Below are 26,537 nucleotides of genomic sequence, written 5' to 3' on the forward strand. Positions count from 1 at the left end.
TCACGGGCGCGGGCGCATGGGGCTCAGAGCTTGACGATCATCTTGCCCGTGTTGTCGCCGCGCAGGACGCCGAGGAAGGCCTCCAGGTTGTTCTCGATGCCCTCGACGACGGTCTCGCGGTACTTGAGGGCGCCGGAGGCGACCCAGGGGCCGACCTCCTGGACGAACTGGGGCTGGAAGTCGTAGTGGTCGCCGACGAGGACGCCCTCGACGCGGAGGCGGTTCTGCAGGATCTTGACCATGTTGCGGGGGCCGGGGGTCGGCTCGGTCGAGTTGTACTGCGAGATCATGCCGCAGATCACGGCACGGCCGCGCAGGTTGAGGGCGCCGATCGCGGCCTCCAGGTGCTCACCGCCGACGTTGTCGAAGTAGACGTCGATGCCGTCGGGGGCCGCCTCCTTGAGCTGCTCCCACACGGGGCCGTTCTTGTAGTTGAAGGCGGCGTCGAAGCCGTACTCCTCGACGAGCAGCTTGACCTTCTCGTCGGAGCCGGCCGAGCCGATGACGCGTGAGGCGCCCTTGAGCTTGGCGATCTGGCCGACCTGGCTGCCGACGGCGCCGGCGGCGCCGGAGACGAAGACCGCGTCGCCCTCCTTGAAGGCGCCGACCCGCAGCAGGCCCGCGTAGGCGGTGAGGCCGGTCATGCCGAGGACGCCGAGGTAGGTGGAGAGCGGAGCGGCGTCCGGGTCGACCTTCACGGCCTGCTTGGCGTCGAACGTGGCGTACTCGCGCCAGCCGCCGAAGTGCAGCACATGGTCGCCGACGGCGATGCCGTCCGCCGCCGAGGCGACGACCTCGCCCACGGCCCCGCCCTGCATGGCCTTGCCCAGCTCGAACGGGGCGACGTACGACTTCGCGTCGCTCATCCGTCCGCGCATGTACGGGTCCACGGAGAGGTACTTGTTCCGTACGAGGACCTCACCCGCGCCGGGCTGCCGGATCTCCGCCTCGACCAGGGCGAAGTCCTCGTCCTTGGGCCAGCCGACGGGGCGGCTCAGCAGATGCCATTCACGGCTGGTGGCGGGGAGGGCGGGGGTGTCGGACATGGGGGGCCTTCCTGCGGGTGCGGTGGTGCATACCGTCCGGTTACTTCAGTACGTGAAACAACCATGCTCCTGAATATTTCATGTTGTCAAGTAAAGAGGTAGCCTCGAAGCCATGCCCACCCAGAAGACGGCCCCCCGTATCGACCCCCTGACCATGGAGGTCGTCGAACTCATCGGCACGGTGGTGGCCCGCTACCACGAGGAGTACGAGGACGCCGCCGCCGAACACACGCTCACCGGCGCCCAGGCCCGCCTCCTCGGCCTCCTTTCCCTGGAACCGCTCCCCATGCGCCGCCTCGCCCAGAAACTCCGCTGCGAACCGTCGAACGTGACCGGGATCGTGGACCGGCTGGAGGCCCGGGGCCTGGTCGAGCGGCGTCCCGACCCGAACGACCGCCGGGTGAAGCTGGCCGCCGCCACGGCCGAGGGCCGCCGCGTCGCCGGCAGCCTGCGGGACTCCCTGGACTTCGCCCGCGAGCCGCTGGCCGGGCTGAGCGACACCGAGCGGGAGTCGCTGCGGGATCTGCTGCGGCGGATGCTGGAGGCGTAGGCGGCCGACGGGCGCCCGCCCCGCACGCCGGCGTCCCGAACCGCCGGGCGGGGAGCGGTACACCGCCGGCGTGGCGGCCCGGGCGGACCCAGGGCGGAAAGATACCCCCTGGGGGTATAGTCGGTGAGGAGAGGCACCGCAGGAACGAGGACTCGGGAGGAAACTCGTGGACCACGGCGGACATGACCGGGGGGCTGTCTCGTGGGGGACGGCCGTGAAGGCGACGCTGCACTGTCTGAGCGGGTGTGTCGTCGGGGAAGTGCTCGGGATGGTGGTGGGGACGGCCCTGGGGTGGGGGAACGTGCCGACCATGGTGCTGGCGATCGCGCTCGCGTTCGTGTTCGGCTACTCGTTCACGCTGTTCGCGGTGCGCCGGGCGGGGCTGGACCTCAGGGGTGCGGTGAAGGTGGCGCTGGCCGCCGACACCGTGTCGATCGCGGTGATGGAACTGGTCGACAACGGGATCATCGCCCTCACACCGGGGGCGATGGACGCCGAGCTGTCGGACGGCCTGTTCTGGTCGGCCCTGTTCGGCGGCTTCGCGGTGGCCTTCCTGCTCACCACGCCCGTCAACAAGTGGATGATCGGCCGAGGCAAGGGCCACGCCGTCGTCCACGCCCACCACTGAGAGACCGGCCGCGGGGCGCCGACTCGGCCCGCGTGCCGAGGAGTTCGGGGGCTTCCGTAGCATGAGCGGCATGACAGCCCGCGCACAGCGACACCGCGCGCGACCGTCCTCCGGGCGGTGGCGGGCGCTGCTCGTGCTCGGGCTGCTGGCCGGGCTGTTCGGGATGCACGCGCTGGCGCCCGGTGGCGTCGGCGGCGAACACGCCGGGCCACGGCACCGGGTGACGGCCGAGGCCGAGCCCGGGGCCGAGGCCCACGAGGGCTGCCCCGGCGGCTGCGGCTCGGACCACGCCCAGCACGCCGACCCGACCTGTGCGTCCGGCGCGGTGAAGGGCGGGCCGACACTGCCCGGCCTCGTGCCCGACCCGGTGGCCGTCCCGATGACCGCCGACGCCCTGTGCGCGTACGCGGTCGCGCCCCCGGACGGCGCCCGTGCGCCCCCGTCCCTGGCGGAACTCCAACTCCTGCGGATCTAGACACCGCCCCGCACCCCGTCCTCACCGGCCCGGCCCGACCGGGCTCGGCGACGCGGGTGCGCCTCGGCACGTCCAGATCCCTTTCGCACAGCGACAGCAGGAGTTCCAGCATGCGCGCCACCCGAACCCGAACCCGCACCCTGGCCCGTCTCACCGCCGTGACGGCCGCGTCCGTCACCGCCGCCCTCGCGCTCACCGCCTGCGGCGGTGACGGCGGGAGCGGCCACGACGGCGGCGGCCACGGCTCCAAGTCGCCCTCGGCGTCGGCGGGCGCCGACGACACGGCCGGCACCCACAACGCCCAGGACGTGGCCTTCGCGCAGGGCATGATCCCGCACCACCGACAAGCACTGGAGATGGCCGGACTGGCCGCCGACCGGGCGTCCTCGGACGCGGTCAAGGACCTCGCCGCGCGCGTGGAGAAGGCGCAGGACCCGGAGATCGAGACCATGACCGGCTGGCTGAAGGCCTGGGGCGAGGAGGTCCCGAGCGGCACCTCGATGCCGGGCATGGAGCACTCGGGCGGGGCCGGCGATCCCGGGATGCCCGGGATGATGGACGCCCAGGACATGGCCGGCCTCGAGAAGGCGTCCGGCGCGGCCTTCGACACCCTGTTCCTGACCTTGATGGTCGAGCACCACGAGGGCGCCGTCGAGATGGCCGGCACCGAGAAGGACAAGGGCGCGTACAAGCCCGCCACGGCCATGGCCGATGACATCGCCACCTCGCAGACCGCCGAGATCACCGAGATGAACGAGCTGCTCGGCAAGGGCGGCGACAGCTGACAGCCCAGGGTGGGGAGGGGCCGCGACCACGGCCCCTCCCCGCCCGACCCGACCGCTAGCATGTAATGCATGACTAGCGATAACGACCCTTACGAGCTGAGCGTGGGCGTGCCCTCCGTCGAGGTCTTCCGCCGGCTGCGCACCGATGCCGGTCTCTCCGACAAGGACCCCGGAGCGGTGGCGCTCGCCCTCCCCCACACCTGGCACGGGGTGGTACTCCGGCACGCGGGGGAGCCCATCGGGATGGGCCGGGTCATCGGCGACGGCGGCACCGCGTTCCAGATCGTCGACATCTGTGTGCACCCGGACCACCAGGGCCGGGGCCTCGGCAAGCGCATCATGGCCGCGCTCACCGGGGAACTGGAGCGCCGGGCCCCCGCCACCGCCTACGTCTCCCTGATCGCCGACGGCCCCGCCCGCTTCCTCTACGAGAAGTTCGGCTTCGCCGACACCGCCACGCACGACTCGATCGGTATGTACCGCGTGATGCGGTGAATTGCGGTTGCCCCGCCGGGAAGAGGCTGTGAGGGTCGGCCCCATGACTTCCTCGGCCACCTTCCGCGCACCCGACGGCACCCCGCTCGCCCACCACACACTCGGGTCCGGTCCTCCGCTCGTCTGCCTTCCCGGCGGGCCCATGCGGGCCTCCGCCTATCTCGGCGGTCTCGGCGGGCTGGACGCGCACCGGCGGCTGGTGAGGCTGGATCTGCGGGGCACCGGGGAGTCGGCGGTGCCGGAGGACACCTCGTCGTACCGCTGCGACCGGCTCGTCGGGGACGTGGAGGCGCTGCGGGAGCATCTCGGGGTGGAGCGGCTCGATCTGCTCGCGCACTGCGCCGGGGCCAGTCTCGCGGCGGCGTACGTGCGGGCACACCCCGAGCGGGTCGGGCGGCTCGTGCTCGTCACACCCAGTCCGCTCGGGGTCGGGATCGCGGTCGGGGGCGCGGAGCGGCTCGCCGTGGCCCGGCTGCGTGCGGGAGAGCCGTGGTTCGCGGAGGGGTACGCCGCCCTGGAGGAGATCGTGGCGGGGCGGGGGGACGAGCGGCACTGGGGTGCCGTCTCGCCGTTCCTGCACGGGCGTTGGGACGACGCCGCCCGGGCCCTGGACGCCGCCGACGCCGGGCAGCGCAACCCGGAGGCCGCCGGGATCTTCGGGAGCGAGGGGGCCTTCGACCCGGAGGGGACACGGGCCGCGCTCGCGCGGTTCGGGGCGCCCGTGCTCGTGCTCGCCGGGGAGGTCGACCTCAACTCACCGCCCGTCGCGACGGCCGAGTACGCCACGCTGTTCAAGGGGGGCGCGGAGTTCGTCGTACAGCCGGGGGCCGGGCATCATCCGTGGCTGGACGACGGGGACCGGTTCGTGGGGACCGTCGCCGGGTTCCTGGGCTGAGAGCGGGAAAAGGGGACGCCCGCCCCCGCGAGGGCGAGCGTCCCCTTCCGTCCGATGCGCGTCGCGCTCACGTCACGTCTGTCGGCGTGCCGTCATCGCCCGCTGGATCAGGATGAACGCGCACAGCAGCACACCCGTGGCGATCTTCGTCCACCAGGAGCTGAGGGTGCCCTCGAACTGGATGATGCTCTTGATGAGGCCGAGCACGAGGACACCGAAGAGGGTGCCGAGGACGTAGCCGGAGCCGCCCGTGAGGAGCGTGCCGCCGATCACGGTCGCGGCGATCGCGTCGAGTTCCATGCCGACCGCGTGCAGCGGGTCGCCGGACTGGATGTACAGCATGAACAGCAGGCCGGCCAGGGCCGAGCAGAAGCCGCTCACCGTGTACACGGCGATCTTGGTGCCGCCCTGCGGGAGACCCATCAGCATGGCCGACTGCTCGTTGCCGCCGATGGCGTACACCCGGCGGCCGAAGCGGGTGTAGTGCAGCACGTAGAACGCGATCCCGATGACGATCAGGGCCGCGAGGGCGCCGATCGACAGGTCGCCCACGCCCAGCGACACCCGGGTCTGGGCCAGGCTGCTGACCGAGGAGTCGCTGATCGAGATCGACTCCTTGCTGATGACCAGGCACAGTCCGCGGAAGAGGAAGAGCCCGGCGAGGGTGACGATGAACGGCTGGATCTCGAAGTTCTGGATCACATAGCCCATCAGGAACCCGCCGAACGCCCCGACGCCCAGGGCGAGGAGGACGGCGAGCGGCAGCGGCACCCCCTGGCGCTCCACCAGCCAGGCCGTGAACATCGTGGTGAAGCCGATCACCGAGCCGACGGACAGGTCGATGCCGCCGGACAGGATGACGAAGGTGACACCGACTGCGGCGACCAGCAGATAGCCGTTGTCGATGAAGAGGTTGAGGAAGACCTGCGGTTCGCCGAAGCCGTAGTTCTGGTAGCGGCTCAGGCCCGCGATGTACATCGTGAGGAAGAGCGCGGCGGTGACCAGGACGGGCAGCCGCCGGTCGCCGAGCACCTGCGCGACCTTCGACGTCGTCGACGGCGTACGGCTGTCCGGGGCCGCGGGGGTCTTGGTGGTCGCGGTCATCACGACACCTCCATCTTGGGGGCCGCGTCGGCGGGCGTCGTGACGGTCTTCGCCGGGGCGGCGGGCGAGGTGCCCGTCCCACCGCTCGGCGCACCGGACCTGGGGCCGAACTTGGCGCCGAAGACCTTCGCGCGGAACTTCGGGGACTGGAGCAGGCAGACGACGATGACGACGGCGGCCTTGAAGACCAGGTTGGTCTGGGTGGGCACGCCGATCGTGTAGATCGTGGTGGTGAGGGTCTGGATGACCAGGGCGCCGATCACCGTGCCGCCGATGGAGAACCGGCCGCCGAGCAGGGACGTGCCGCCGATGACGACCGCGAGGATCGCGTCCAGCTCGATCCACAGGCCGGCGTTGTTGCCGTCCGCCGCCGAGGTGTTGGAGCTGATCATCAGGCCCGCGATGCCCGCGCACAGGGCGCAGAAGACGTACACCATGATCTTGATGCGGCGGGAGCGGATGCCGACCAGGCGGCTGGCCTCGGCGTTGCCGCCGACGGACTCGACGAGCAGGCCGAGGGCCGTGCGACGGGTCAGGGCGACCGTGACGGCCACGACCGCCGCCACCACGAAGATGGAGAAGGGCAGCGTCAGCCAGTAGCCGCCACCGATCAGCTTGTACGGCTCGCTGTTGATGGTGATGATCTGGCCGTCGGTGATCAGCTGGGCGACGCCCCGGCCGGCGACCATGATGATGAGGGTCGCGATGATCGGCTGGATGCCCATCCGGGCCACCAGGAAGCCGTTCCACAGGCCGCAGACGACCGCCGCCACCAGGCCGATGCCCATGGCCAGGAAGACTCCGGCCAGCGCGTTCTGGTCGGCCTGGTCGCTGATGTACGAGCAGGTCAGGGCGCCGGTGATGGCGACGACCGCGCCGACCGAGAGGTCGATGCCGCCGGTGGCGATGACCAGGGTCATGCCGACGGCCACCAGGATCAGGGGCGAGCCGAAGAGCACGATCGAGACGAGGCTGCCGTAGAGGTGGCCGTCCGTCATCTTGATCGAGAAGAAGTCGGGGGTGAAGGGGACGTTGATCAGCAGCAGGGCTATCAGGACCGCGACCGGCCAGAACAGGTGGTGGTGTGTCAGCGCCCGCCAGCGGGATGCCGTGCCGGTGGTGGCCGTGGTCGCCACGGGTGGGGTGCTCACTGGTTCTCTCCGTGTTCGCCGCTCGCGATGGTCTCCAGGATCCTGCTGGTGGTGATCTCCGGGCCGTTGGTCAGCTTCGCCACCAGCTTGCGGTCGCGCAGCACGCCGATGGTGTGGCTGAGGCGCAGGACCTCCTCCAGCTCGGCCGCGATGTAGAGGACGGACATGCCGTCCTCGGAGAGGGAGACGACCAGTTTCTGGATCTCGGCCTTGGCGCCGATGTCGATGCCGCGCGTCGGCTCGTCCAGGATCAGCAGCTTCGGCTGGGTGATCAGCCAGCGGGCGAGCAGCACCTTCTGCTGGTTGCCGCCGCTCAGCTGCCCCACGCGGGCCTCGGGGTTGGCCGGCCGGATGTCGAGGGCCTTGATGTACTTGGCGACCAGTTCGTCGCGCTGGGCGGCCGGGATGGGCCGGGTCCAGCCGCGGGACGCCTGGAGGGCCAGGATGATGTTCTCGCGGACCGTCAGATCGGGGACGAGGCCCTCGGTCTTGCGGTTCTCCGAGCAGAACGCGACCCCGGCGGCGATGGCGTCGTTCGGTGCGCTCATCGGGACCTGCTTGCCGCCCACGGTGACCTTGCCGCTGTCGGGCTGGTCGGCGCCGAAGAGCAGCCGGGCGAGTTCGGTGCGGCCCGAACCGAGCAGTCCGGCGAGGCCCACGACCTCGCCCTTCTTGATGTCCAGGTCGAAGGGGGCGATCCCGCCCGTGCGGCCGAGGCCGTCCGCGTGCAGCAGGGTCTCGCCGACGTCGGCGTGCAGCTGCTGCTCGTGCAGTTCCTCCAGCTGGTCCAGGTCCTTGCCGATCATCAGCTGGATCAGGCCGACCTGGTCGAGCTCGCTGACCATGTGCTCGCCGACGAGGGTGCCGTTGCGCAGCACGGTCATGCGGTCGCAGATCTCGTAGATCTGGTCGAGGAAGTGGGAGACGAAGAGGATCGCCACGCCCTCGTCCTTCAACCGCCGCATCAGCCGGAAGAGTTCGAGGACCTCGTCGCGGTCGAGGCTGGAGGTCGGCTCGTCGAGGACGAGGACCTTGGTGCCCTTGCCCTCCTCGCCGCCGGTGCCCACCGACCGTACGATCGCGACCAGTTGCTGCACGGCCAGCGGGTACGAGGACAGCGGGGCCGTCACGTCGATGTCGAGGCCGAGCCGGTCGACCAGCTCCGCGGCCTCCTTGCGCAGCCGCTTCCACTGGATACGGCCGAAGCGGGTGGGCTCACGGCCGATGAAGATGTTCTCCGCCACCGAGAGGTTGGGGCAGAGGTTGACCTCCTGGTAGACCGTGTTGATCCCGGCCTGCTGCGCCTGGAGGGGGCTGGCGAACCCCACGGACTCGCCGTCCAGGGTGATCGTGCCGCCGTCCAGGGTGTACACCCCGGTCAGTACCTTGATCAGCGTTGATTTTCCGGCGCCGTTCTCGCCCATCAGAGCGTGTATCTCGCCGGGGAAGAGCCGGAAGTCGACGCCGGACAGAGCCCGTACCCCCGGAAATTCCTTGACTATGCCCGTCATTTCCAGGACGGGCCGCGGCTCTGCCATGGCAGCGCTCCTCAGAATGCGTGGATTCGTATCGCCCCGCAGGGAGCCCCGGGACCGGACCGGACCGCAGTGCCGGTCGGACGGGGGGCTCCCTGCCGGAGGGTGGGTCGGTCAGTACTTGCGGGTGGGGAGGGCGTCCTTGGCCTGGTCCTGCATGAAGTCGCTCTCCTTGGTCTTGATCCAGCGCTCGACCGTGCCGCCGTCGTGGACCGTCTGGACGACCTCCATCAGCTGGGGGCCGAGCAGCGGGTTGCACTCGACGATGGCGTTGATCTTGCCCTCGGACATGGCCACGAAGCCGTCCTTCACACCGTCGACCGTGACGATGAGGATGTCCTTGCCGGGCTTCTTGCCGGCCGCCTCGATGGCCTGGATGGCGCCGATGCCCATGTCGTCGTTGTGGGCGTACAGGACGTTGATGTCCGGGTTGGACTGCAGGAAGGCCGCCATGACCTGCTTGCCGCCGGCGCGGGTGAAGTCGCCGGTCTGGCTGACGACGATCTCCCAGTCGTCCTTGTGCTCGGCGTCCATGACCTCCTTGAAGCCCTTGGCGCGCTCGATCGCCGGGGCGGCACCGGTGGTGCCCTCCAGCTGGGCGATCTTCACCTTGCCCTTGTGGCCGGCCGTCTCCAGGACCTTCTCCAGGATCTTGGCGGCGCGGCGGCCCTCGTCCGTGAAGTCGGAGCCGACCAGGGTGACGAACAGGGAGTCGTCGGAGGTCTCGACCGAGCGGTCGGTGAGGACGACCGGGATCTTCGCCGCCTTGGCCTCCTTGAGCACCGCGTCCCAGCCGGTGACGACCACCGGCGAGAAGGCGATGACGTCGACCTTCTGCGCGATGTAGCTGCGGATCGCGGAGATCTGGTTCTCCTGCTTCTGCTGCGCGTCGGAGAACTTGAGGGTGTAACCCGCCTCCTTGGCCGCGGACTTCACCGAGTCGGTGTTGGCGCTGCGCCAGCCGCTCTCCGAGCCGACCTGGGAGAAGCCGAGGGTGATCTTCTTGCTGCCGCCGCCGGAGGAGTCCGAGCCGGTGGAGCCGCCGTCGTCCTTGGCGCAGGCCGTCAGACCGGTCGCGGCCACCACGCCGACCGCCGCGGTGAGGAAGTTACGTCTGTTGAGCATGTCTTCTCCTTTGAAGAGCCGGTCCGGGAACGGACCGTGGTACTCGTGCTGGACCGGCCGCACTGCGTCCAACCTGTCGGACTACGTCCAACCTGTCGATCATTGTTCGAAATGTCGGCCATGCTGAGAGGGGAAAACGCTGGGTGGTACCGGGGCCGCGTCAGCCGCCCGGAGGGGTCCCCGGCTGGGGAAGGTACGGGAAGGTGCTGGCGCGGACGACGAGTTGGGGTTCGATGGCGATCCGGGACGGCCCGGCAGGGGTCCGGCCCTCGATCAGGTCGAGCAGGAGCGCGATACCGCGCCGGCCCACCGTGGTGAAGTCCTGCCGGACGGTGGTGAGCGGCGGGGCGAAGAACTCCGACTCCGGGATGTCGTCGAAGCCGACCACCGCCACGTCCTGGGGAGTGCGGACGCCCGCCTCCCGCAGCGCGCGCAACACCCCCAGTGCCATCTGGTCGTTGGCGACGAAGACGGCGGTCAGACCGCGGCCCACCCAGCCGGCCAGTTCCTGGCCCGCCCGGTAGCCCGACAGCGGACTCCAGTCCCCCCGCAGCGGCTGCGGCGGTTCCACGCCGGCCTCTTCGAGGGTGGCCCGCCAGCCGACGGTACGGTCCGCCGCCTCCTGCCAGTCCTCGGGTCCGGCGAGGTGCCAGACCCTGCGGTGCCCCGCGGCGAGCAGATGGCCGGTGGCCAGCCGCGCGCCCAGTTCCTGGTCCACGTTGACGCTCGGGATCTCGGAACCGGAGCCCGTGCCGACGGCCACCACCGGGAAGGGGTGGCGGAGTTCGGCGAGGGCCGCGACCGCCGAGCGCTGCGGGGCGAGGGCGATCACCCCCTCCACACCGCCGTCGCTGAGGCGGTCGACGGCCTCGGAGAGGGTCTCCACGGTCAGTTCGCGCAGACTGACCGTCGAGACGAGATACCCCTCGGCGCGGGCCGCCTCCTCCAGCGCGAACAGCGTGCTGGCGGGGCCGTAGAGCGTGGTGTTGGAGGCGACCACGCCCAGGGTCTGGGTGCGCCGGGTCACCAGGGCCCGTGCGGAGGAGTTGCGGCGGTAGCCCATCTCCTCGATCGCGCGCTGCACCCTGGCCCGGGTCTCGTGCTTGACGTTGGGGTGGTCCCCCAGGACGCGGGAGACGGTCTGGTGGGAGACACCGGCCTGGCGTGCCACGTCGGCCATGGTGGGCGGCCGGAGCTGCGAGTGGGTCACGGCCACACCTCCTCGGTGGTCGACGACGGACGGTTCGGGTGGTGCGGACGGCTTCCGTGTGGCCGATAACTCTCCGGTTGTGGGCGAGTCCGGTGCGGTCGGCGGATGGTTCCGCGCCGTCGGCCTCACGCCGGGATTCCGGAAAGTCCCAGGTCAGCCGCTGGTAAGGCGAGTTGGAGCGCTGTCGGCACGACGCTCGTACCTCCTCGGATGCCCTGCGGCGTCGACTGGTGAATGCGGAGGTCATTGTGAGCGCTAACAATTCATGGCGGTCAAGAGGGCTGCGTCAGGCTGCCCGTCACGTTTCAATAACGCGACGGTCCGCGCGGCATGGCGGGCGGTGCGGCCGGGCATGGCGGAGCCCCTGGGAGGTGACCCCGTCCCAGGGGCTCTGACCTGCGGTGATCGACATGGCGGTCGGTACGGTGACCGATGCGGCGACCGGCGCCGTGCCCGCTAGGAGCACCACCACAGGAACTGCTTGCACGTCTGCGAGGGACTGGGCTCCGGAGCGGGTTCGTCCGCGGTCGGTTCGGCGGTCGGGGCGTCGGTGCCCCCGGGATCGGCGGTGGGGTCCTGCGCCGAAGGGGCCGGGGTCGCCGAGGCGTTGGAGGCCGAGCGGTCCTTGGGCCGGCCCTCGTCCTCGGCGTCGTCCTCGTCCTCGGGCTTCTCGGACTTCGAGGCCGAGGGGGAGGCCGACTTGTCCGGCTTCTTCCCGTCCTCGGCGTCGTCGCCGCCGGCGGTGCCGGAGCCGTCACCGGCCCCCTCGGCGTCGTCCGTGGCCGACGGGGACACGTCGGAGGCGTCGTCCACCACGGCCGCGCGGGGCTCCTTCGGCGGTGCCTCCATGCCGAGTTCGGCGAGGCTCAGTCCGCCCACCGCGAGCAGTAGACCGGCTCCGGCCAGCAGCATCCGGCGGCGTCGGCGCCGGTGCGCCGCGGCCTTGCGGTCCCGGCGGCCGGCCCGCGCACCCCGGCCGCGGCCCTGGGACCGGGACCGGCGTCCGCCGCCCGGAGCCCCGGAGTCGTCGAGGGCGCCGGTGACCTCGGAGGAGTCGGCGGCGTCCGCGGTGCCGCTCCCGGTCGCGCCCTCGATGGCGTCGTCCCGGTCGGTCCGCGCCGCCCGCGCACCCCGGCCGCGGCCCCGGCCCCGGGCACGGCGACCGCCGCTCGGCTCACCGAAGGGGTCGGGGACGCCGGAGGTGCCGGGGACGTCGCCCCCGGCCGGACCGCGTTCGTCCACGGCCGAGTCGCCCCGGGCGGCCGACGCGTCCGCGTGGGCCCGGCACTCTTCGGCCGACGCGCCGCACCCCGAGCAGGAGAGGGCGCCATTGAGGTGCCGTTGGCACGGGTGGCAGTAATCCATGACGCCGGAAGATTATGTTCCGCAGCGGTGACGTTCCCGGGTGGGCCCGTGAAGGTTGTGTAGGGGCCTTGGGCCTGTCGTTTGGATCACACCTGGGCCGCGGGGCTTGGCACGCACATCTGCGGCGTTGTCGTCACTCGCCGACTCCCCCACTCTCGGCTTCGCTCGAGCGGGAGGTACCCCCATCGCGTCGACTCCCTCCTCCGCCTTGCAGCTGCACGCACCAAGCCCCGCTCACCGGCAGCCGTCAGGCGCCGTCGCCCGAAGCCGGCGTGATCCAAACGACAGGCCCACGTGGACCGGGTGGCCCGGGCGGGCACGGTCCGGATCATTTGCGCGCGATCCCGTCCATCGGCCGCCATCGGCCGCCATCGGCCCGAAAACGTGGCGCGTTCGGCCCGCCGACCCCGAACCGTTATGCGTTCGACCCATTGACACTCCGACCGGGTCGTCCTTACTGTCGCGATCAGCATTTCGAACGAGCGACGAAATTTCGAACAGACCACAGAGGACAGGGAGTACCGTGCGCATCACGGGAATCAGCACGCACGTGGTCGGGACGCCGTGGCGGAACCTGACCTACGTACTGGTGCACACCGACGAGGGGCTCACCGGCGTCGGCGAGACCCGCATGCTGGGCCACACCGACGCGCTGCTCGGCTATCTGCACGAGGCACAGACCAATCACATTCTCGGGTCCGACCCGTTCGCTGTCGAGGATCTCGTCAAGCGGATGAAGTACGGCGACTACGGTCGGGCCGGCGAGATCGTGATGTCGGGCATCGCCGTCATCGAGATGGCCTGCTGGGACATCAAGGGCAAGGCCCTGGGCGTGCCCGTCTGGCAGCTGCTCGGCGGCAAGGTCACCGACAAGGTCAAGGCGTACGCCAACGGCTGGTACACCACCGAGCGCACGCCCGAGGCGTACCACAAGGCGGCGCAGGGCGTCATGGAGCGCGGGTACAAGGCGCTCAAGATCGACCCCTTCGGCACCGGCCACTTCGAGCTGGACCACGAGCAGAGCCTGTACGCCGTCTCGCTGATCGAGGCCGTGCGCGACGCCATCGGGCCGGACGCCGAGCTGATGCTGGAGATGCACGGCCGGTTCTCGCCCTCGACCGCCGTCCGGCTCGCCAAGGACCTGGCGCCCTTCAAGCCCGCGTGGCTGGAGGAGCCGTGCCCGCCGGAGAACCTGAAGGCGCTGGAGAAGGTCGCCGCCAAGGTCGACATCCCGGTGGCCACGGGTGAGCGGATCCACGACCGGATCGAGTTCCGGGAGCTCTTCGAGAGCCAGGCCGTGGACATCATCCAGCCCGACGTCGGCCACATCGGCGGCATCTGGGAGACCCGCAAGCTGGCCGCGACCGCCGAGACCCACTACACGCTGGTCGCGCCGCACAACGTGGGTGGTCCGGTGCTCACCGCGGCCTCCCTCCAGGTCGGTTTCACCTCCCCCAACTTCAAGATCCTGGAGCACTTCAACGACTTCGCGGACGCGGAGATCAAGAAGGTCGTCTCGGGTGCCCCGGAGGTCGTGGACGGCTACTTCCACCTCTCCGACAAGCCCGGCCTCGGTGTCGAGCTGGACGTGGACGCGGCGAAGGAGTTCCCGCAGCAGCAGGCCCGCTTCGACCTGTGGGCCGAGGGCTGGGAGCAGCGCAAGCCCAAGGGGAACGCGTGAGCGCCTCGCCCGAGGCGGCCGAGGCCGGCACCCCGGCCGTCGCCGTCGTCATCGAGGCACCGGGCGAGCACCGGCTCGTCCCGCACGAGGCCCGGCAGCCGGCGGCCGGCGAGGCCCTGGTCCGGGTGCACGCCTCCGGGATCTGCGGCAGCGACCGCGAGGTCTTCCAGGGCAACCGGCCCGAGGGGTACGTCCGTTACCCGCTCACACCGGGCCACGAGTGGTCCGGTACGGTGACCGCCGTGGGTGACGGTGTTCCTTCAAGTCTTGTAGGGCGCAAGGTAGTTGGCGAGGGCTTCCGCAACTGCCAGGTGTGCGACCGCTGCCACGCGGGCGAGACCACCCTGTGCTCGGCCGGGTACGAGGAGACCGGGTTCACCCAGCCCGGTGCGATGGCCACCAGCCTCACGCTGCCCGCCCGGCTGCTGCACGTCCTGCCGGACGACGCGGATCTGACGGCGGCGGCGCTGCTGGAGCCGGCCGCGTGCATCGCGGCCGCCGCGCTCAAGGCGAACGCCGTTCCCGGCGAGCGGGTCGCCGTGGTGGGCACCGGGACGCTCGGGATGTTCGCCGTTCAGTTCTTGAAGGCGGCCTCCCCCGCCGAGCTGCTCGTCGTGGGCACCCGGCCGGACCGGGCCGAGCTGTCGAAGCGGTTCGGCGCGACGGACTTCCGGACCAAGGACCAGGAGCTTCCGGGCGACTTCGACGTGGTCATCGAGACCGCCGGGTCCGCGGACGCGGCCCGCACGGCCGCCGCCCTGCTGCGGCGCGGCGGGCGGCTGGTCCTCACGGGCATCCCGGCGCCGGGCGCGGACGGGCTCGACCCGACGGACCTCGTCGTACGGCAGCTGGAGGTGCACACGGTGTTCGGCGCGGCGCCGGACGCCTGGGCGCACACCGTGCGGGTCTTCGGGGCCGGACTGCTGGACCCGCTGCCGCTCGTCACGCACGAGCTGCCGCTGGAGGAGTTCCCGCAGGCCATCGAGCTGGTGGGGTCGGGCGACCCGACCGTCGGAAAGGTCCTGTTGCGGCCATGACACACACCTGAGCCGTACGCCGGTACGGGGTACCTGACGACTTCGTACCGGCGTACACCCAAGAACCCTGTGCACCAAGAGCCGCGAACCTTGTCCGAAATACCGAACCTGATCGCATCAGATCGCAGCGAAGGACAGCTTGTGACCGACACCACCGCTCCGGCGCCGCGCCGACCCGGCGAGCAGGCCCTCGCCGCGCTCGGGCTGAACGCACCCGCCCTCGACCCTTCCGACGCCTCCCCGCACACCTTCCCCGAAGGCGGGCGCTGGCGCACCGAGGTGCCCTCCGTGGAGGGGCCCGAGGCGCTCGCCGTGGTCCTCAAGGAGGCCTCGCGGCTCGATGTGCCGATCCACCGGATCAGCCAGGGCAGCGGTGTCTGGATGCTCACCGACGCCGAGATCACCGAGATGGTGGAGGCGACCGCCGAGCGCGACATCGAGCTCTGCCTCTTCACCGGCCCGCGCGGCACCTGGGACATCGGCGGCTCCACCCGTACCGACTCCAAGGGTGCCGGCCTCAGGGCCCGCGGCCACGACGCGGTCGCCGGCTGTGTGGAGGACGCCGTACGCGCCACCGAGCTGGGTGTGAAGTGCCTGCTCGTCGCCGACGAGGGCGTGCTGTGGACGCTGCACCGGGCGCGTGTCGAGGGGATCATCCCGGCCGACACGACCTTCAAGGTGTCGGCGCTGATCGGACCGGTCAACCCGACCGCGTACGCCGTGTACGAGAACCTCGGCGGCGACTCGATCAACGTGCCGAGCGATCTGACGCTCGATCACCTCACGGAGATCCGCCGGGTGTCCGGCGCCCCCATGGACATGTACATCGAGGCCCCGGACGATCTCGGCGGCTATGTGCGGATGTACGAGGTCGCCGAGCTGATCCGGCGCGGCGCACCGATCTATCTGAAGTTCGGCCTGTCGAAGGCCCCCGGGATCTACCCCTACGGGCACCACATGCGGGACCTCACGCTGTCCACGGCCAAGGAACGCGTACGGCGCGGCCGGCTGGCCCTGGACCTGCTCGCGCGGCACGGGGCGGACGGCGACATGGCGCCGCTCGGCTCGCGGCTTCCGGGCGCTTTGAAGCGCTTCGGAACACCCGCGTAACACGCCCGCATAACGTTCCGGCCAATGGGCTTCACAGACGTCCACACGGTCACACAGAATCCCCCACATCTTCTCTGGCGTCCTTCGGCTCATGAAGTGCCGTTCCCGCCAGAACGTTCCACGCCTTCAAGACATCAAGGATGATGATCATGCGCACTCGCCGAGCCGCACTCGCCGCCATGGCCTCCGCCGCCTCCCTCGCCCTGACCCTGTCCGCCTGCGGCCAGAGCGGTGAGGGTGGCAGCGAGGAGAAGGGCGGCAGCACCGAGGGCGCCACCATCGGCATCGCGATGCCGACCAAGTCGTCCGAGCGCTGGATCGCCGACGGCAACAACGTCGTGAAGGACCTGGAGTCCAAGGGCTACAAGACCAAGCTGGTCTACGGCGAGGACGACCCCGACCAGCAGGTCGGCCAGATCGAGAACCTGATCACCCAGGGTGTGAAGGCCCTCATCGTCGCGGCGATCGACAACAAGTCGATGAACAACGTGCTGCAGCAGGCCGCCGACGCGGACATCCCGGTCATCTCCTACGACCGTCTGATCCTCGGCACGAAGAACGTCGACTACTACGCGTCCTTCGACAACGAGAAGGTCGGCGAGCTCCAGGGCAACTACATCCTGGAGAAGCTGGGCCTCGCGGACGGCTCCAAGAAGGGCCCGTTCAACGTCGAGCTGTTCGCCGGCTCCAACGACGACAACAACACCCGCTACTTCTTCCAGGGCGCCATGAACGTCCTGCAGCCCTACATCGACAAGAAGCAGCTCGTCGTCAAGTCCGGCCAGACCGAGCTGAACCAGGTCACCACCCTGCGCTGGGACGGCGGCACCGCCCAGAAGCGCATGGACGACATCCTGACCTCCGCGTACAAGAGCGACCGCGTGGACGCCGTCCTCTCCCCCTACGACGGCATCTCCATCGGCATCCTCTCGGCGCTGAAGTCGGACGACTACGGCTCCAAGAGCAAGCCGCTGCCGATCGTCACCGGCCAGGACGCCGAGGTCGCCTCGGTGAAGTCGATCATCGCCGACGAGCAGTCGATGACGGTCTACAAGGACACCCGTGAGCTGGCCAAGGTCGCCTCGAACATGGTCGACGCGCTGCTGAACGACAAGAAGCCCGAGACGAACGACACCAAGACCTACGACAACGGGTCCAAGGTCGTCCCGGCGTACCTGCTGGAGCCGGTCAGCGTCGACAAGAGCAACTACAAGGAGACCGTCGTCGACTCCGGTTACATCAAGGAGAGCGACCTCAACTAGTCGACGGATCCACTGACCGACCACTGATTGGAAGGCACGACCATGGCGGGACCCGTCCTGGAAATGCGCTCGATCGTCAAGACCTTTCCCGGCGTAAAAGCGCTGTCGGACGTCACGCTGACCGTCCGGCAGGGCGAGGTCCACGCCATCTGCGGGGAGAACGGCGCCGGCAAGTCGACCCTCATGAAGGTCCTCTCCGGCGTCCACCCGCACGGCAGCTACACGGGCGACATCCTCTTCGAGGGTGAGCCCTGCGAGTTCAAGGACATCAGAGCCAGCGAGCAGCGCGGCATCGTCATCATCCACCAGGAGCTGGCGCTGTCGCCGTACCTCTCCCTCGCGGAGAACATCTTCCTCGGCAACGAGCACGCCAAGGGCGGGTTCATCGACTGGCGGGAGACCCTGCGGCACGGCACCGAGCTGCTGCGCCGGGTCGGGCTCTCCGACCACCCGGACACCCGGGTCGCCGACATCGGCGTGGGCAAGCAGCAGCTCTTGGAGATCGCCAAGGCGCTCTCCAAGAAGGTGAAGCTCCTCATCCTGGACGAGCCGACGGCCGCCCTGAACGACGAGGACAGCGACAAACTCCTGGATCTCATCCTGGAGTTGAAGAAGCAGGGCATCACCTCGATCATCATCTCCCACAAGCTGAACGAGATCCGCAAGGTCGCCGACTCGGTGACGATCCTCCGCGACGGCCAGACCATCGAGACCCTCGATGTGAAGGCCGCGGAGACCACCGAGGACCGGATCATCAGCGGCATGGTGGGGCGCGACCTGGAGCACCGTTTCCCGGAGCGCACCCCGCACGAGCCGGAGCAGGGCGCCTCGCCCGCTCTGGAGATCCGCAACTGGACCGTGCACCACCCGATCGACCAGCAGCGCAAGGTCGTCGACGACGTGTCCGTCCAGGTGCGGCGCGGTGAGATCGTCGGCATCGCGGGCCTGATGGGCGCGGGCCGTACCGAACTGGCGATGAGCGTCTTCGGCCGCACCTACGGCCGCTACAGCGGCGGCACGGTCCTCAAGGACGGCAAGGAGATCCGTACCCGGACCGTCCCCGAGGCGGTCGACCACGGCATCGCCTATGTCACCGAGGACCGCAAGCACTACGGCCTCAACCTCATCGACACCATCAACCGGAACATCTCGCTCAGCGCGCTGGGCAAGGTCGCCAAGGTCGGCGTGGTGGACGAGCACGAGGAGCGGAAGGTCGCCGAGCGGTTCCGCAAGTCGATGAACATCAAGGCGCCGACCGTCTTCGAGCCGGTCGGCAAGCTCTCCGGCGGCAACCAGCAGAAGGTCGTCCTCAGCAAGTGGATCTTCGCCGGTCCCGATGTGCTGATCCTGGACGAGCCGACCCGGGGTATCGACGTCGGCGCCAAGTACGAGATCTACACGGTCATCGACAAGCTGGCGGCCGAGGGCAAGGCGGTCGTCTTCATCTCCTCCGAGCTGCCGGAACTGCTCGGAATGTGCGACCGCATCTACACGATGGCCGCAGGGCGGCTGACGGGTGAGTTCTCGCGTGCCGAGGCCACGCAGGAATCACTGATGCGTCAGATGACGAAGGACAAAGAGGTAACCCGATGAGCACGGATGTGACCGCCAAGAGCCCGGCCCCCGCGCCGCCCGGCAAGAGCGGGTCGGCGGCGGGTGGCGGCCTGCTCCAGCTGGTGCTGGACGGCCTGCGCAGCAACATGCGGCAGTACGGCATGCTGATCGCGCTCGGTCTGATCGTGGCGCTGTTCGCCGTGTGGACCAACGGTGACCTGCTGCTGCCGCGCAACGTCTCCAACCTGGTGCTGCAGAACAGCTACATCCTGATCCTCGCGATCGGCATGATGCTGGTCATCATCGCCGGCCACATCGACCTGTCCGTGGGCTCGTTGACCGCGTTCATCGGCTCGATGGCCGCCGTCTTCATGGTCGACAACGACATAGCGTGGCCACTGGCGGTGCTGCTGTGTCTGGCCGTGGGTGCCGCGGCGGGCGCCGTGCAAGGGTTCTTCATCGCGTATCTCGGCATACCGTCGTTCATCGTGACCCTGGCGGGCATGCTCGTCTTCCGCGGTCTCACCGAGATCTTCCTCAAGGGGCAGACCCTCGGTCCGTTCCCGGAGGGCCTGCAGAAGGTCGCCAACGGCTTCCTCCCCGAGGTCGGCCCGGAGACGAACTACCACAACCTGACGCTGCTGGTGGGCTTCGCCGTCATCGCGTTCGTGGTGATCCAGGAGTTCCGCGACCGGCGCAGGCAGCAGGAGTTCGCGCTCGACGTGCCGCCGATGAACCTGTTCGTCCTCAAGCTCGTCGCGATCTCCGCCGCCCTGCTCACCGTCACCATGCTGCTCGCCAGCTACAAGGGCGCCCCGATCGTGCTGCTGATCCTCGGCGCGCTGGTCGTCGGCTTCGGCTATGTGATGCGCAACGCGATCATCGGCCGGCACATCTACGCCATCGGCGGCAACCTGCCCGCCGCCAAGCTGTCCGGTGTGAAGGACAAGAAGGTCACCTTCCTGATCTTCCTCAACATGGGCATGCTGGCCGCGCTGGCCGGTCTGGTCTTCGCCGCCCGCTTCAACGCGGCGTCCCCGAAGGCCGGCCTCAACTTCGAACTGGAGGCCATCGCCGCCGCGTTCATCGGCGGCGCGTCGATGAGCGGCGGCGTCGGCACCGTGCTCGGCGCGATCATCGGTGGTCTCGTCCTCGGTGTCCTCAACAACGGTATGAACCTCGTCGGCATCGGCACCGACTGGCAGCAGGTCATCAAGGGCCTCGTGCTGCTGGCCGCCGTCGGCTTCGACGTGTGGAACAAGCGCAAGGGCGGCAACTGACCGCACCGGAAGGGGGCCTCGCCGACTCGGCGGGGCCCCCTTTTTTTCATGAGGCATTTCGTGAGGCATTACGTGAGGCATTTCGTGAGGCACGAAAGTGGGGCGTCACCCGTGAAGTCACCCGTGAAGGAACTCTTCGGCAAGCTCGCCGACGGCACCGAGGTCCACCGCTGGTCGCTGGAGAACGGCGGCACCCGGCTGAAGGTCCTGTCGTACGGCGGGATCGTGCAGTCCCTGGAGATCCCGGACCGCGACGGCCGGTACGCCAACGTCTCGCTGGGCTTCGACAGCGTCGAGGAGTACGTCGCCGGCTCCCCCTACTTCGGCGCGCTGATCGGCCGCTACGGCAACCGCGTCGGCGCCGCCCGCTTCACCCTGGACGGCGAGACGTACACACTGTCCGTCAACGACGGCGCGAACAGCCTGCACGGCGGGGCGGACGGCTTCGACCGGGCCGTGTGGGACGTCGAGCCGTTCGAGGACGGCCCGGACCTGGGCCTGCGGCTGTCGTACACGAGCCCCGATGGCGAGATGGGCTACCCCGGCACCCTGACCGTCCGGGTCCGCTACACCCTCACCGGGCGGGGCGAGTGGCGGATCGACTACGAGGCGACCACGGACCGGCCCACGGTCGTCAACCTCACCCACCACGTCTACTGGAACCTGGCCGGCGAGGGCCGCGGCCCGGTCCACGACCATGAGCTGACGATCGCCGCCGGCCGCTACACCCCGGTCGACTCCGGCCTGATCCCCACCGGGGAACCGGCCGACGTCACGGGCACCCCCTTCGACTTCCGCACGGGCAAGACGGTCGGCGCGGACCTCCGCGCGGGCGATCCGCAACTGCTGTACGCCAAGGGGTTCGACCACAACTGGGTGCTGGACAAGGGCGTCACGGACGCGCCGGAGTGGGCCGCGACCCTGGTGGACCCGGCGTCCGGCCGGGTGCTCACGGTCTCCACGACCGAGCCGGGGCTGCAGTTCTACTCCGGGAACTTCCTGGACGGCACGCTCGTGGGAACCTCCGGGAGGAGCTACCGGCAGGGGGACGCGCTGTGCCTGGAGACCCAGCACTTCCCCGACTCGCCGAACAAGCCGTCGTACCCGTCGACCGTGCTGCGGCCCGGCGAGACCTACCGGTCGACGACCGTCCACGCGTTTGACTGACGCGCGGACGCGATGCCGCTGACGCGCACATGACGTAAGATCTTCACAGCGCGCACACAATTTCCCACGGAACTCTCAGTGGTTGAACAGCGCCACCCCAGCATGCGTATGTAAGGGCGGCCCGTGCTCCCCCGCACGGGCCGCCCTTAGTCGTCGGACCCGGTCGTCCCCAACGGGTCCGCCCCCTACGGAGGTTCCATGGCCGACAACGTCACCTCGTTGTTCCGCAGCACCGCGGCACACAGCCCGTCGATGGCGGCGCTGACGCGTGAAGGCGGCGACGGGGTGGGTCCGGTGGACTTCTGTATCCCGTGCAATCCCTATTTCCCCACCCCCGCCATGTTCGACGACATGGCGGGCAAGCTGCGCGACATCATCACGTACTACCCGAGCAGCGCCGACACCATCACGGCCGAGCTGTGCAGTCTGCTCCAACTCCCGCCGCAGTGCGTGGCGATGGGCAACGGCTCGACCGAACTCATCACCTGGCTCGACCATCTGATGGTCCGTGAGTCCCTCGCCGTCCCCGTCCCCACCTTCGGCCGCTGGACCGACCAGCCCATGGAGACCGGCAAGCGGGTCGACATGTTCCCGCTCCAGGAGTCCAGCGGATTCGCCCTGGACCTGGCCCAGTACGCCGAGTTCATCCGCGCCCGCGGCACCCGGGTCGCCGTCATCTGCAACCCGAACAACCCCGACGGCGGCTTCCTGCACCGGCACGCGCTGGTGCAGTTCATGGACGCCATGGCCGACCTGGACCTGATCGTCATCGACGAGTCGTTCCTGGAGTTCGCCGACGCCGAGTCCGAGCCGTCCACGGTCCAGGACGCGGTCATGCGGCCCAACGTGGTCGTGCTGCGCAGCCTCGGCAAGAACTTCGGTCTGCACGGCATCCGCTTCGGCTACCTGGTCGCCAACCCGGCGCTCGCCGGCAAGGTCCGCGGGATGCTGCCGAAGTGGAACCTCAACTCCTTCGCCGAGCACGTGGTGTTCATGCTCAAGAACCACGGCGCCGAGTACATGGAGAGCCTGCACCAGGTCCGCCGCGACCGGCTGGACATGGCCCGCCAGCTCTCCGCCCTCCCCGGGCTGACGGTCTACCCGTCGCAGGGGAACTTCCTCTTCGTGCGCCTGCCCGTGGGCGCCGAGGGCACCGTGGTCCGTGACCGGCTGCTCACCGAGCACCGGGTCCTGGTCCGCGAGTGCGGCAACAAGGTCGGCTCGTCCAGTCGCTTCCTGCGGCTCGTGGTCCGGCCCCAGGTGGACGTCCGTCGCCTGGTGTCCGGCCTGGAGTCGGTTCTCTACGGGTCCAGGAGGGGAGCCGCCGTACCGGAGCTGGGCACCGGGACCAGCTACAGCTCGGGTACGGCGGCCGTGGACCGGCTGATGGGCGAGACCAGCGGCACCGGGATGCAGAACCTCGCCGCGCAGGCCATGAGCATGCCGGCCCCGGCGCCCGCGTCCTCCATGCAGTTCGCGTCCCCTGCCCCGGCGCCCGCCGCGGCCATGCAGTCCCCGATGCAGTCGTCCATGCAGTCGTCGTCCATGCAGTTCCCGTCCCCGGCGCCCGCTCCGGCCCCGATGCCGATGCCGGTCCCCGCGCCGATGCCGGTCCCCGCGCCGGCGCCGATGCCCGTCGCGCCGGCCGCCGCGATGCCCGGTCCGGGCATGCCTGGTCCGGGCATGGCGAGCCCGGGCATGCCGGCCCCCGGCCTCCAGCCCGTCTCCCAGACCGGTATGCCCGGTCTCGCCGCCGCGGCCCAGGGCGGGCGCCGCGTCAACGGCGCGGCCCAGGGCCTCACCGCCGCGCAGGTGCGCGGCCGTACCCAGCCGGAGCCGCTGGAGGAGCCGCAGGGGTGGCCGGCCGCGGGGGCGGTGTACAACCAGGTGGGGTGAGCCCTCGGACGCCACCGGCGCCGATTCCGTATCTCCCGTCACACCGTCGGAACCAAAACGCAACGCCCACGGCCCGGTTCCCCACCGATGCGCACTCTACGATCAAGCCTGCCGCATACGCGTGCGAGTGAGGTTCGACCGACAGCTGGAGGTGGGTGGACCGTGCGCCACAGGACCCGGACGAGCCGCGGGGCACGGACGTTCGTGGCGGCCACGGCCGCGCTGGGGCTCGCCGCCGCGCTGTCCGCCTGCGGCGGCGACGCGGACGCGGAGTCGGCGGGGATCTCCCTGACCGTCGTCGCGACCAACTACGGCGACAGCGTCCGCAAGAACTCCGAGGGTTACTGGGACCGGGTCACGCTCGCGTTCGGCGCGGACCACCCGGACATCGATGTGGACGTGCGGGTCTACGACCCGGACGAGGTCGACGAGAAGGTCGCCGAACTGGTCGAGCGGGGCGAGGCCCCGGACATCGTGCAGACGGACAGCTACTCCGAGTACGCCGCGCGGGACCTCCTCTACAGCGCCGACGAGGTGCTGTCGGTCCCGGTCCAGGCCTCGTTCGTCCAGAGCCTCGCGAACGCCGGGGAGATGGACCGGGCGCAGTACGGCCTGCCGTTCACCGCGAGCACCCGGCTGCTCTACTACAACAAGGACCTGTTCGCGCGGGCGGGCCTGCAGCCGCCGGAGTCCTGGGACGAACTCCTCGCCGCGGCAAGGGCGTTGAAGGCACAGGGGGTGAAGTACCCGATAGCCGTGCCGCTCGGCCCGGAGGAGGCGGAGGCCGAGACGCTGATGTGGCTGCTGGCCGGCAAGGGCGGCTACACCGATTCCACGAACCGCTACGACCTCGCCTCCGCCGCCAATGTGGCGACGCTGACCTGGCTGCGGGACAACCTGATCGGCGAGGGCCTCACCGGTCCCGTAGCCCCCGGCGAGCTGAACCGGCGCGAGGCCGTCGCCGCCTTCCTCACCGGCGACGCGGCCATGGTCAACGGCCCGCTGTCGCTGATCCGCCAGATCGCGGACTCCTCCGACTCCGTGCCCTACGGCGCCGTACCGCTGCCGAGCCGTGACGGCGAGAACACCCCCACGATGGGCACCGCCGACTGGGTCATCGCCTTCCGCAACGACGACCACCGCACCGCCATCGGCCAGTTCCTCGACTTCCTCTACACCGACAAGTACGTGACCGAGCAGGCCGCCCAGTACGAACTGCTCCCCGTCACCACGTCCGCCGCCGACGCGATGCGCGCCGACAAGGCCCACAAGCCCCTCTGGAACGGCCTCGACACCCTCCAGAACCTCCGCCTCTACCCCGTCGCCGAGACCAACTGGTCCGAGGTCGGCGCGGCGATCCGCAAGCGGATCGGGTCGGCGGTGACTCCGGAGGGGAACCCGCGGGAGGTGCTGGAGTCGATCGCGAAGGTGGCGAAGTAGCCGGGCTGTTCAGGGTGTTCGGCGGTCTGCGGGGGAACGGGCGCTCGCGGCAGGGGTGTTGGGGGCGGGGACCGAGGGGCCGGGGCGCAGAGGTCGTACGGGGCTTACGTACCCTGCGGCTGTCAGGGCGCGGGCGAGGTGGTGCGCGTGCCCGGCGGCGATCGGGCCGAGGACGGCCAGGACGAGGACGTAACCGGCGATGAACGGGGCGAGGCGGCCGTCGAGGCCCGCTCCGGCGGCCATGGCGGCCAGGATCAGCGCGAACTCGCCCCGCCCGAGGAGCGTGGTGGCGATGTTCGCGGCGGGCTGGGGACCGTAGCCGTACAGCCGTGCCGAGAACAGTCCGGCGGCCACGTTCATGGCGACGGTGAGGGCGACGGCGGCGGCGACCGGTACGACGACGGAGGCGAGGTCCGCCGGATCGATGGCCAGGCCGAAGGCGAAGAAGAAGATCGCGGCGAAGGCGTCGCGCAGCGGATGCACCAGTTCACGGATGCGCGGCCCGGAGGGTGTCCCGGCGAGGATGAGGCCGACCATGAAGGCGCCGATGGCGTCGACCACCCCGAGGACCTCGGAGACACCGGCGACGAGGATCGCCGCGCCGAGGAAGCTGATGACCAGCAGTTCACTGTCGCGTACGGCGATCAGGCGGCCGATCAGCCGGGTGCCGTAGCGGGCGGCGACGGCCAGCACCATCAGGAAGCCGAACGCCTTCGACGCCTGGAGAACCGCGTCGGCGACGCTCTGCGCACCGCTGAGGACGGGCTGGAGCGCGGCGAGGTAGAGGGCGAGGAAGATGTCCTCGACGACGGTGACGCCCAGGATCAGCCGGGTCTCGGGGCGGGCGATGCGGCCCAGGTCGACCAGGATCTTGGTGACGATGGCGGAGGAGGAGATGCCCAGGACACCGGCGAGGACCAGGGCCTCCCGTGTCCCCCAGCCCAGGGCGAAGCCGAACCCCAGGCCCGCGCCGACGTTCAGCAGCAGATACGTCCCGCCGGCCGTCAGCAGCCGCCGGCCGCCGCTCCGCAGATCGTCGAGCTGGAACTCCAGGCCCAGGTAGAACAGCAGCAGCACCAGGCCGAGCGCGGAGAGCATCTCGAAATCGTGCGCGTCCTCGACCAGTACGGGGCCGGGGGTGTGCGGGCCGAGCAGGATGCCGGCGGCGATGAACAGCGGGATGGTCGGCAGCCCGATCCGTCCGCCGAGGCGGGCGAGGACGGCGGCGGCGAGGAAGGCGCCGCCCATGGCGAGCAGGGTGTCGGCATGTCCCACGGGTCACCGCCTTCCGGGGGTGTGGGCGGTCAGGCCTTGGTGATCGTCGCCGGGTCGGGGTCGTCCGGTGGGTCGGGGCGGTCAGGGCGGTCGGGGGCGTCCGGTGGGGTCAGCAGATGGGTCGCCATCCCCGCGGTGACCAGGCCCGTCGCGAGGAGCAGGCCGTGCGGCAGTACGGCGCCGGTGATCAGCATCGCCAGCGAGACGGCCAGCAGCGCCCAGGCCCGGCCCCGGCGCCGCCGGTACTCACGGGGGCGGAGTGGGCGGGCTGGGCGAAGTGGGCGGGCTGGGTGGAGTGGACGGGCTGGGCGTGCGCCGGGGAGGCGACGGGAGTCGTGCGTCGGGTCGGTGTCGGGCCGGGTCATGGCTGCTCCCTCCGCGAACCGGTGAGCCGGGGGTGCTGCCACCGTCACACGCCCGCTCACGGCCCCACCATCGGGCCCGGCACTCATTTCCGTGGGTACCCGACCC

The 26,537-nt window shown here is 70.1% G+C and carries 24 protein-coding genes; 15 read left to right on the plus strand and 9 right to left on the minus strand.

Going from position 1 to position 26,537, the window contains the following annotated elements; all coding sequences use genetic code 11:
* Positions 1–23: 23 nt before the first annotated feature.
* Entirely contained in the window at positions 24–1,046 is a 1,023-nt protein-coding gene (locus J8M51_RS02180; protein WP_267298918.1) for an NADP-dependent oxidoreductase, read from the minus strand.
* 112 nt (positions 1,047–1,158) lie between these two features.
* On the opposite strand from J8M51_RS02180, the gene J8M51_RS02185 reads away from it, so the two are divergent.
* From J8M51_RS02185 to J8M51_RS02210, 6 genes are all read left to right on the plus strand, one after another.
* Positions 1,159–1,596 (plus strand): MarR family winged helix-turn-helix transcriptional regulator, encoded by a 438-nt coding sequence (locus tag J8M51_RS02185; RefSeq protein ID WP_267298919.1) that lies wholly within the window; start codon positions 1,159–1,161, stop codon positions 1,594–1,596.
* 166 nt (positions 1,597–1,762) lie between these two features.
* Positions 1,763–2,224, plus strand: a complete 462-nt coding sequence (locus tag J8M51_RS02190) for a DUF4396 domain-containing protein (RefSeq protein ID WP_086754170.1) — start codon at positions 1,763–1,765, stop codon at positions 2,222–2,224.
* A 70-nt stretch (positions 2,225–2,294) separates the two neighbouring features.
* Positions 2,295–2,699: a DUF6153 family protein gene (locus tag J8M51_RS02195; protein ID WP_179202970.1), complete on the plus strand. Its 405-nt coding sequence runs from the start codon at positions 2,295–2,297 to the stop codon at positions 2,697–2,699.
* A gap of 110 nt (positions 2,700–2,809) precedes the next feature.
* A complete protein-coding gene (locus J8M51_RS02200) occupies positions 2,810–3,484 on the plus strand; it encodes a DUF305 domain-containing protein (protein ID WP_086754172.1) in 675 nt (224 codons plus the stop codon).
* 69 nt (positions 3,485–3,553) lie between these two features.
* Positions 3,554–3,979: a GNAT family N-acetyltransferase gene (locus J8M51_RS02205; RefSeq protein ID WP_086754174.1), complete on the plus strand. Its 426-nt coding sequence runs from the start codon at positions 3,554–3,556 to the stop codon at positions 3,977–3,979.
* 43 nt (positions 3,980–4,022) lie between these two features.
* A complete protein-coding gene (locus tag J8M51_RS02210) occupies positions 4,023–4,874 on the plus strand; it encodes an alpha/beta fold hydrolase (RefSeq protein ID WP_086754176.1) in 852 nt (283 codons plus the stop codon).
* 72 nt (positions 4,875–4,946) lie between these two features.
* Here J8M51_RS02210 and yjfF read toward each other — a convergent pair whose 3' ends face one another.
* The 6 genes from yjfF to J8M51_RS02240 form a co-directional block, all read right to left on the minus strand.
* Complete coding sequence (gene yjfF / locus J8M51_RS02215) at positions 4,947–5,978, minus strand: galactofuranose ABC transporter, permease protein YjfF (RefSeq protein ID WP_086754178.1); 1,032 nt, start codon at positions 5,976–5,978, stop codon at positions 4,947–4,949.
* Complete coding sequence (locus J8M51_RS02220) at positions 5,978–7,114, minus strand: ABC transporter permease (protein WP_086754198.1); 1,137 nt, start codon at positions 7,112–7,114, stop codon at positions 5,978–5,980. The genes yjfF and J8M51_RS02220 overlap by 1 nt, the downstream gene beginning before the upstream one ends.
* 11 nt (positions 7,115–7,125) lie before the next feature.
* Entirely contained in the window at positions 7,126–8,667 is a 1,542-nt protein-coding gene (locus tag J8M51_RS02225) for a sugar ABC transporter ATP-binding protein (protein WP_086754180.1), read from the minus strand.
* A gap of 111 nt (positions 8,668–8,778) precedes the next feature.
* A complete protein-coding gene (locus J8M51_RS02230) occupies positions 8,779–9,789 on the minus strand; it encodes a substrate-binding domain-containing protein (protein WP_086754200.1) in 1,011 nt (336 codons plus the stop codon).
* Between the two features lie 160 nt (positions 9,790–9,949).
* Positions 9,950–10,999 (minus strand): LacI family DNA-binding transcriptional regulator, encoded by a 1,050-nt coding sequence (locus J8M51_RS02235; RefSeq protein ID WP_086754202.1) that lies wholly within the window; start codon positions 10,997–10,999, stop codon positions 9,950–9,952.
* A 456-nt stretch (positions 11,000–11,455) separates the two neighbouring features.
* Positions 11,456–12,364: an SCO2400 family protein gene (locus tag J8M51_RS02240; protein WP_179202971.1), complete on the minus strand. Its 909-nt coding sequence runs from the start codon at positions 12,362–12,364 to the stop codon at positions 11,456–11,458.
* A 523-nt stretch (positions 12,365–12,887) separates the two neighbouring features.
* Between J8M51_RS02240 and J8M51_RS02245 the strand changes: the two genes are divergently transcribed.
* The 9 genes from J8M51_RS02245 to J8M51_RS02285 all read left to right on the plus strand — a co-directional run bounded on the left by J8M51_RS02245 (position 12,888) and on the right by J8M51_RS02285 (position 24,791).
* Positions 12,888–14,045: a mandelate racemase/muconate lactonizing enzyme family protein gene (locus J8M51_RS02245; RefSeq protein WP_086754182.1), complete on the plus strand. Its 1,158-nt coding sequence runs from the start codon at positions 12,888–12,890 to the stop codon at positions 14,043–14,045.
* The gene (locus J8M51_RS02250; RefSeq protein WP_086754184.1) at positions 14,042–15,082 is read left to right on the plus strand and encodes a zinc-dependent alcohol dehydrogenase; all 1,041 of its coding nucleotides are present in this window, start codon (positions 14,042–14,044) and stop codon (positions 15,080–15,082) included. Before J8M51_RS02245 ends, J8M51_RS02250 begins: the two co-directional genes overlap by 4 nt.
* A gap of 141 nt (positions 15,083–15,223) precedes the next feature.
* Entirely contained in the window at positions 15,224–16,192 is a 969-nt protein-coding gene (locus J8M51_RS02255; protein ID WP_086754186.1) for a hypothetical protein, read from the plus strand.
* A gap of 149 nt (positions 16,193–16,341) precedes the next feature.
* The gene (chvE, locus tag J8M51_RS02260; protein ID WP_179202972.1) at positions 16,342–17,454 is read left to right on the plus strand and encodes a multiple monosaccharide ABC transporter substrate-binding protein; all 1,113 of its coding nucleotides are present in this window, start codon (positions 16,342–16,344) and stop codon (positions 17,452–17,454) included.
* Between the two features lie 42 nt (positions 17,455–17,496).
* Positions 17,497–19,047: a multiple monosaccharide ABC transporter ATP-binding protein gene (gene mmsA / locus J8M51_RS02265; protein WP_086754190.1), complete on the plus strand. Its 1,551-nt coding sequence runs from the start codon at positions 17,497–17,499 to the stop codon at positions 19,045–19,047.
* A complete protein-coding gene (gene mmsB / locus J8M51_RS02270; protein WP_086754192.1) occupies positions 19,044–20,288 on the plus strand; it encodes a multiple monosaccharide ABC transporter permease in 1,245 nt (414 codons plus the stop codon). The genes mmsA and mmsB overlap by 4 nt, the downstream gene beginning before the upstream one ends.
* Positions 20,289–20,399: 111 nt before the next feature.
* Positions 20,400–21,455 carry an aldose epimerase family protein gene (locus J8M51_RS02275; protein WP_256964151.1) on the plus strand — a complete coding sequence of 352 codons (1,056 nt, stop codon included), beginning with the start codon at positions 20,400–20,402 and terminating at the stop codon, positions 21,453–21,455.
* 198 nt (positions 21,456–21,653) lie between these two features.
* Positions 21,654–23,351, plus strand: coding sequence for a pyridoxal phosphate-dependent aminotransferase (locus J8M51_RS02280; protein ID WP_267298920.1), 1,698 nt, complete (start codon positions 21,654–21,656; stop codon positions 23,349–23,351).
* A gap of 162 nt (positions 23,352–23,513) precedes the next feature.
* On the plus strand, positions 23,514–24,791 hold the full coding sequence (locus tag J8M51_RS02285; protein ID WP_455568213.1) for an extracellular solute-binding protein: 1,278 nt from the start codon (positions 23,514–23,516) through the stop codon (positions 24,789–24,791).
* A gap of 9 nt (positions 24,792–24,800) precedes the next feature.
* Here J8M51_RS02285 and J8M51_RS02290 read toward each other — a convergent pair whose 3' ends face one another.
* Together J8M51_RS02290 and J8M51_RS02295 are read right to left on the minus strand one after the other, a co-directional pair.
* Positions 24,801–26,066, minus strand: a complete 1,266-nt coding sequence (locus J8M51_RS02290) for a cation:proton antiporter (protein ID WP_267298921.1) — start codon at positions 26,064–26,066, stop codon at positions 24,801–24,803.
* 29 nt (positions 26,067–26,095) lie between these two features.
* Positions 26,096–26,431 (minus strand): hypothetical protein, encoded by a 336-nt coding sequence (locus J8M51_RS02295; RefSeq protein WP_267298922.1) that lies wholly within the window; start codon positions 26,429–26,431, stop codon positions 26,096–26,098.
* Positions 26,432–26,537 lie beyond the last annotated feature (106 nt).

The organism is Streptomyces griseiscabiei (genome assembly GCF_020010925.1).
GTDB classification, from domain to species: Bacteria; Actinomycetota; Actinomycetes; order Streptomycetales; family Streptomycetaceae; genus Streptomyces; species Streptomyces griseiscabiei.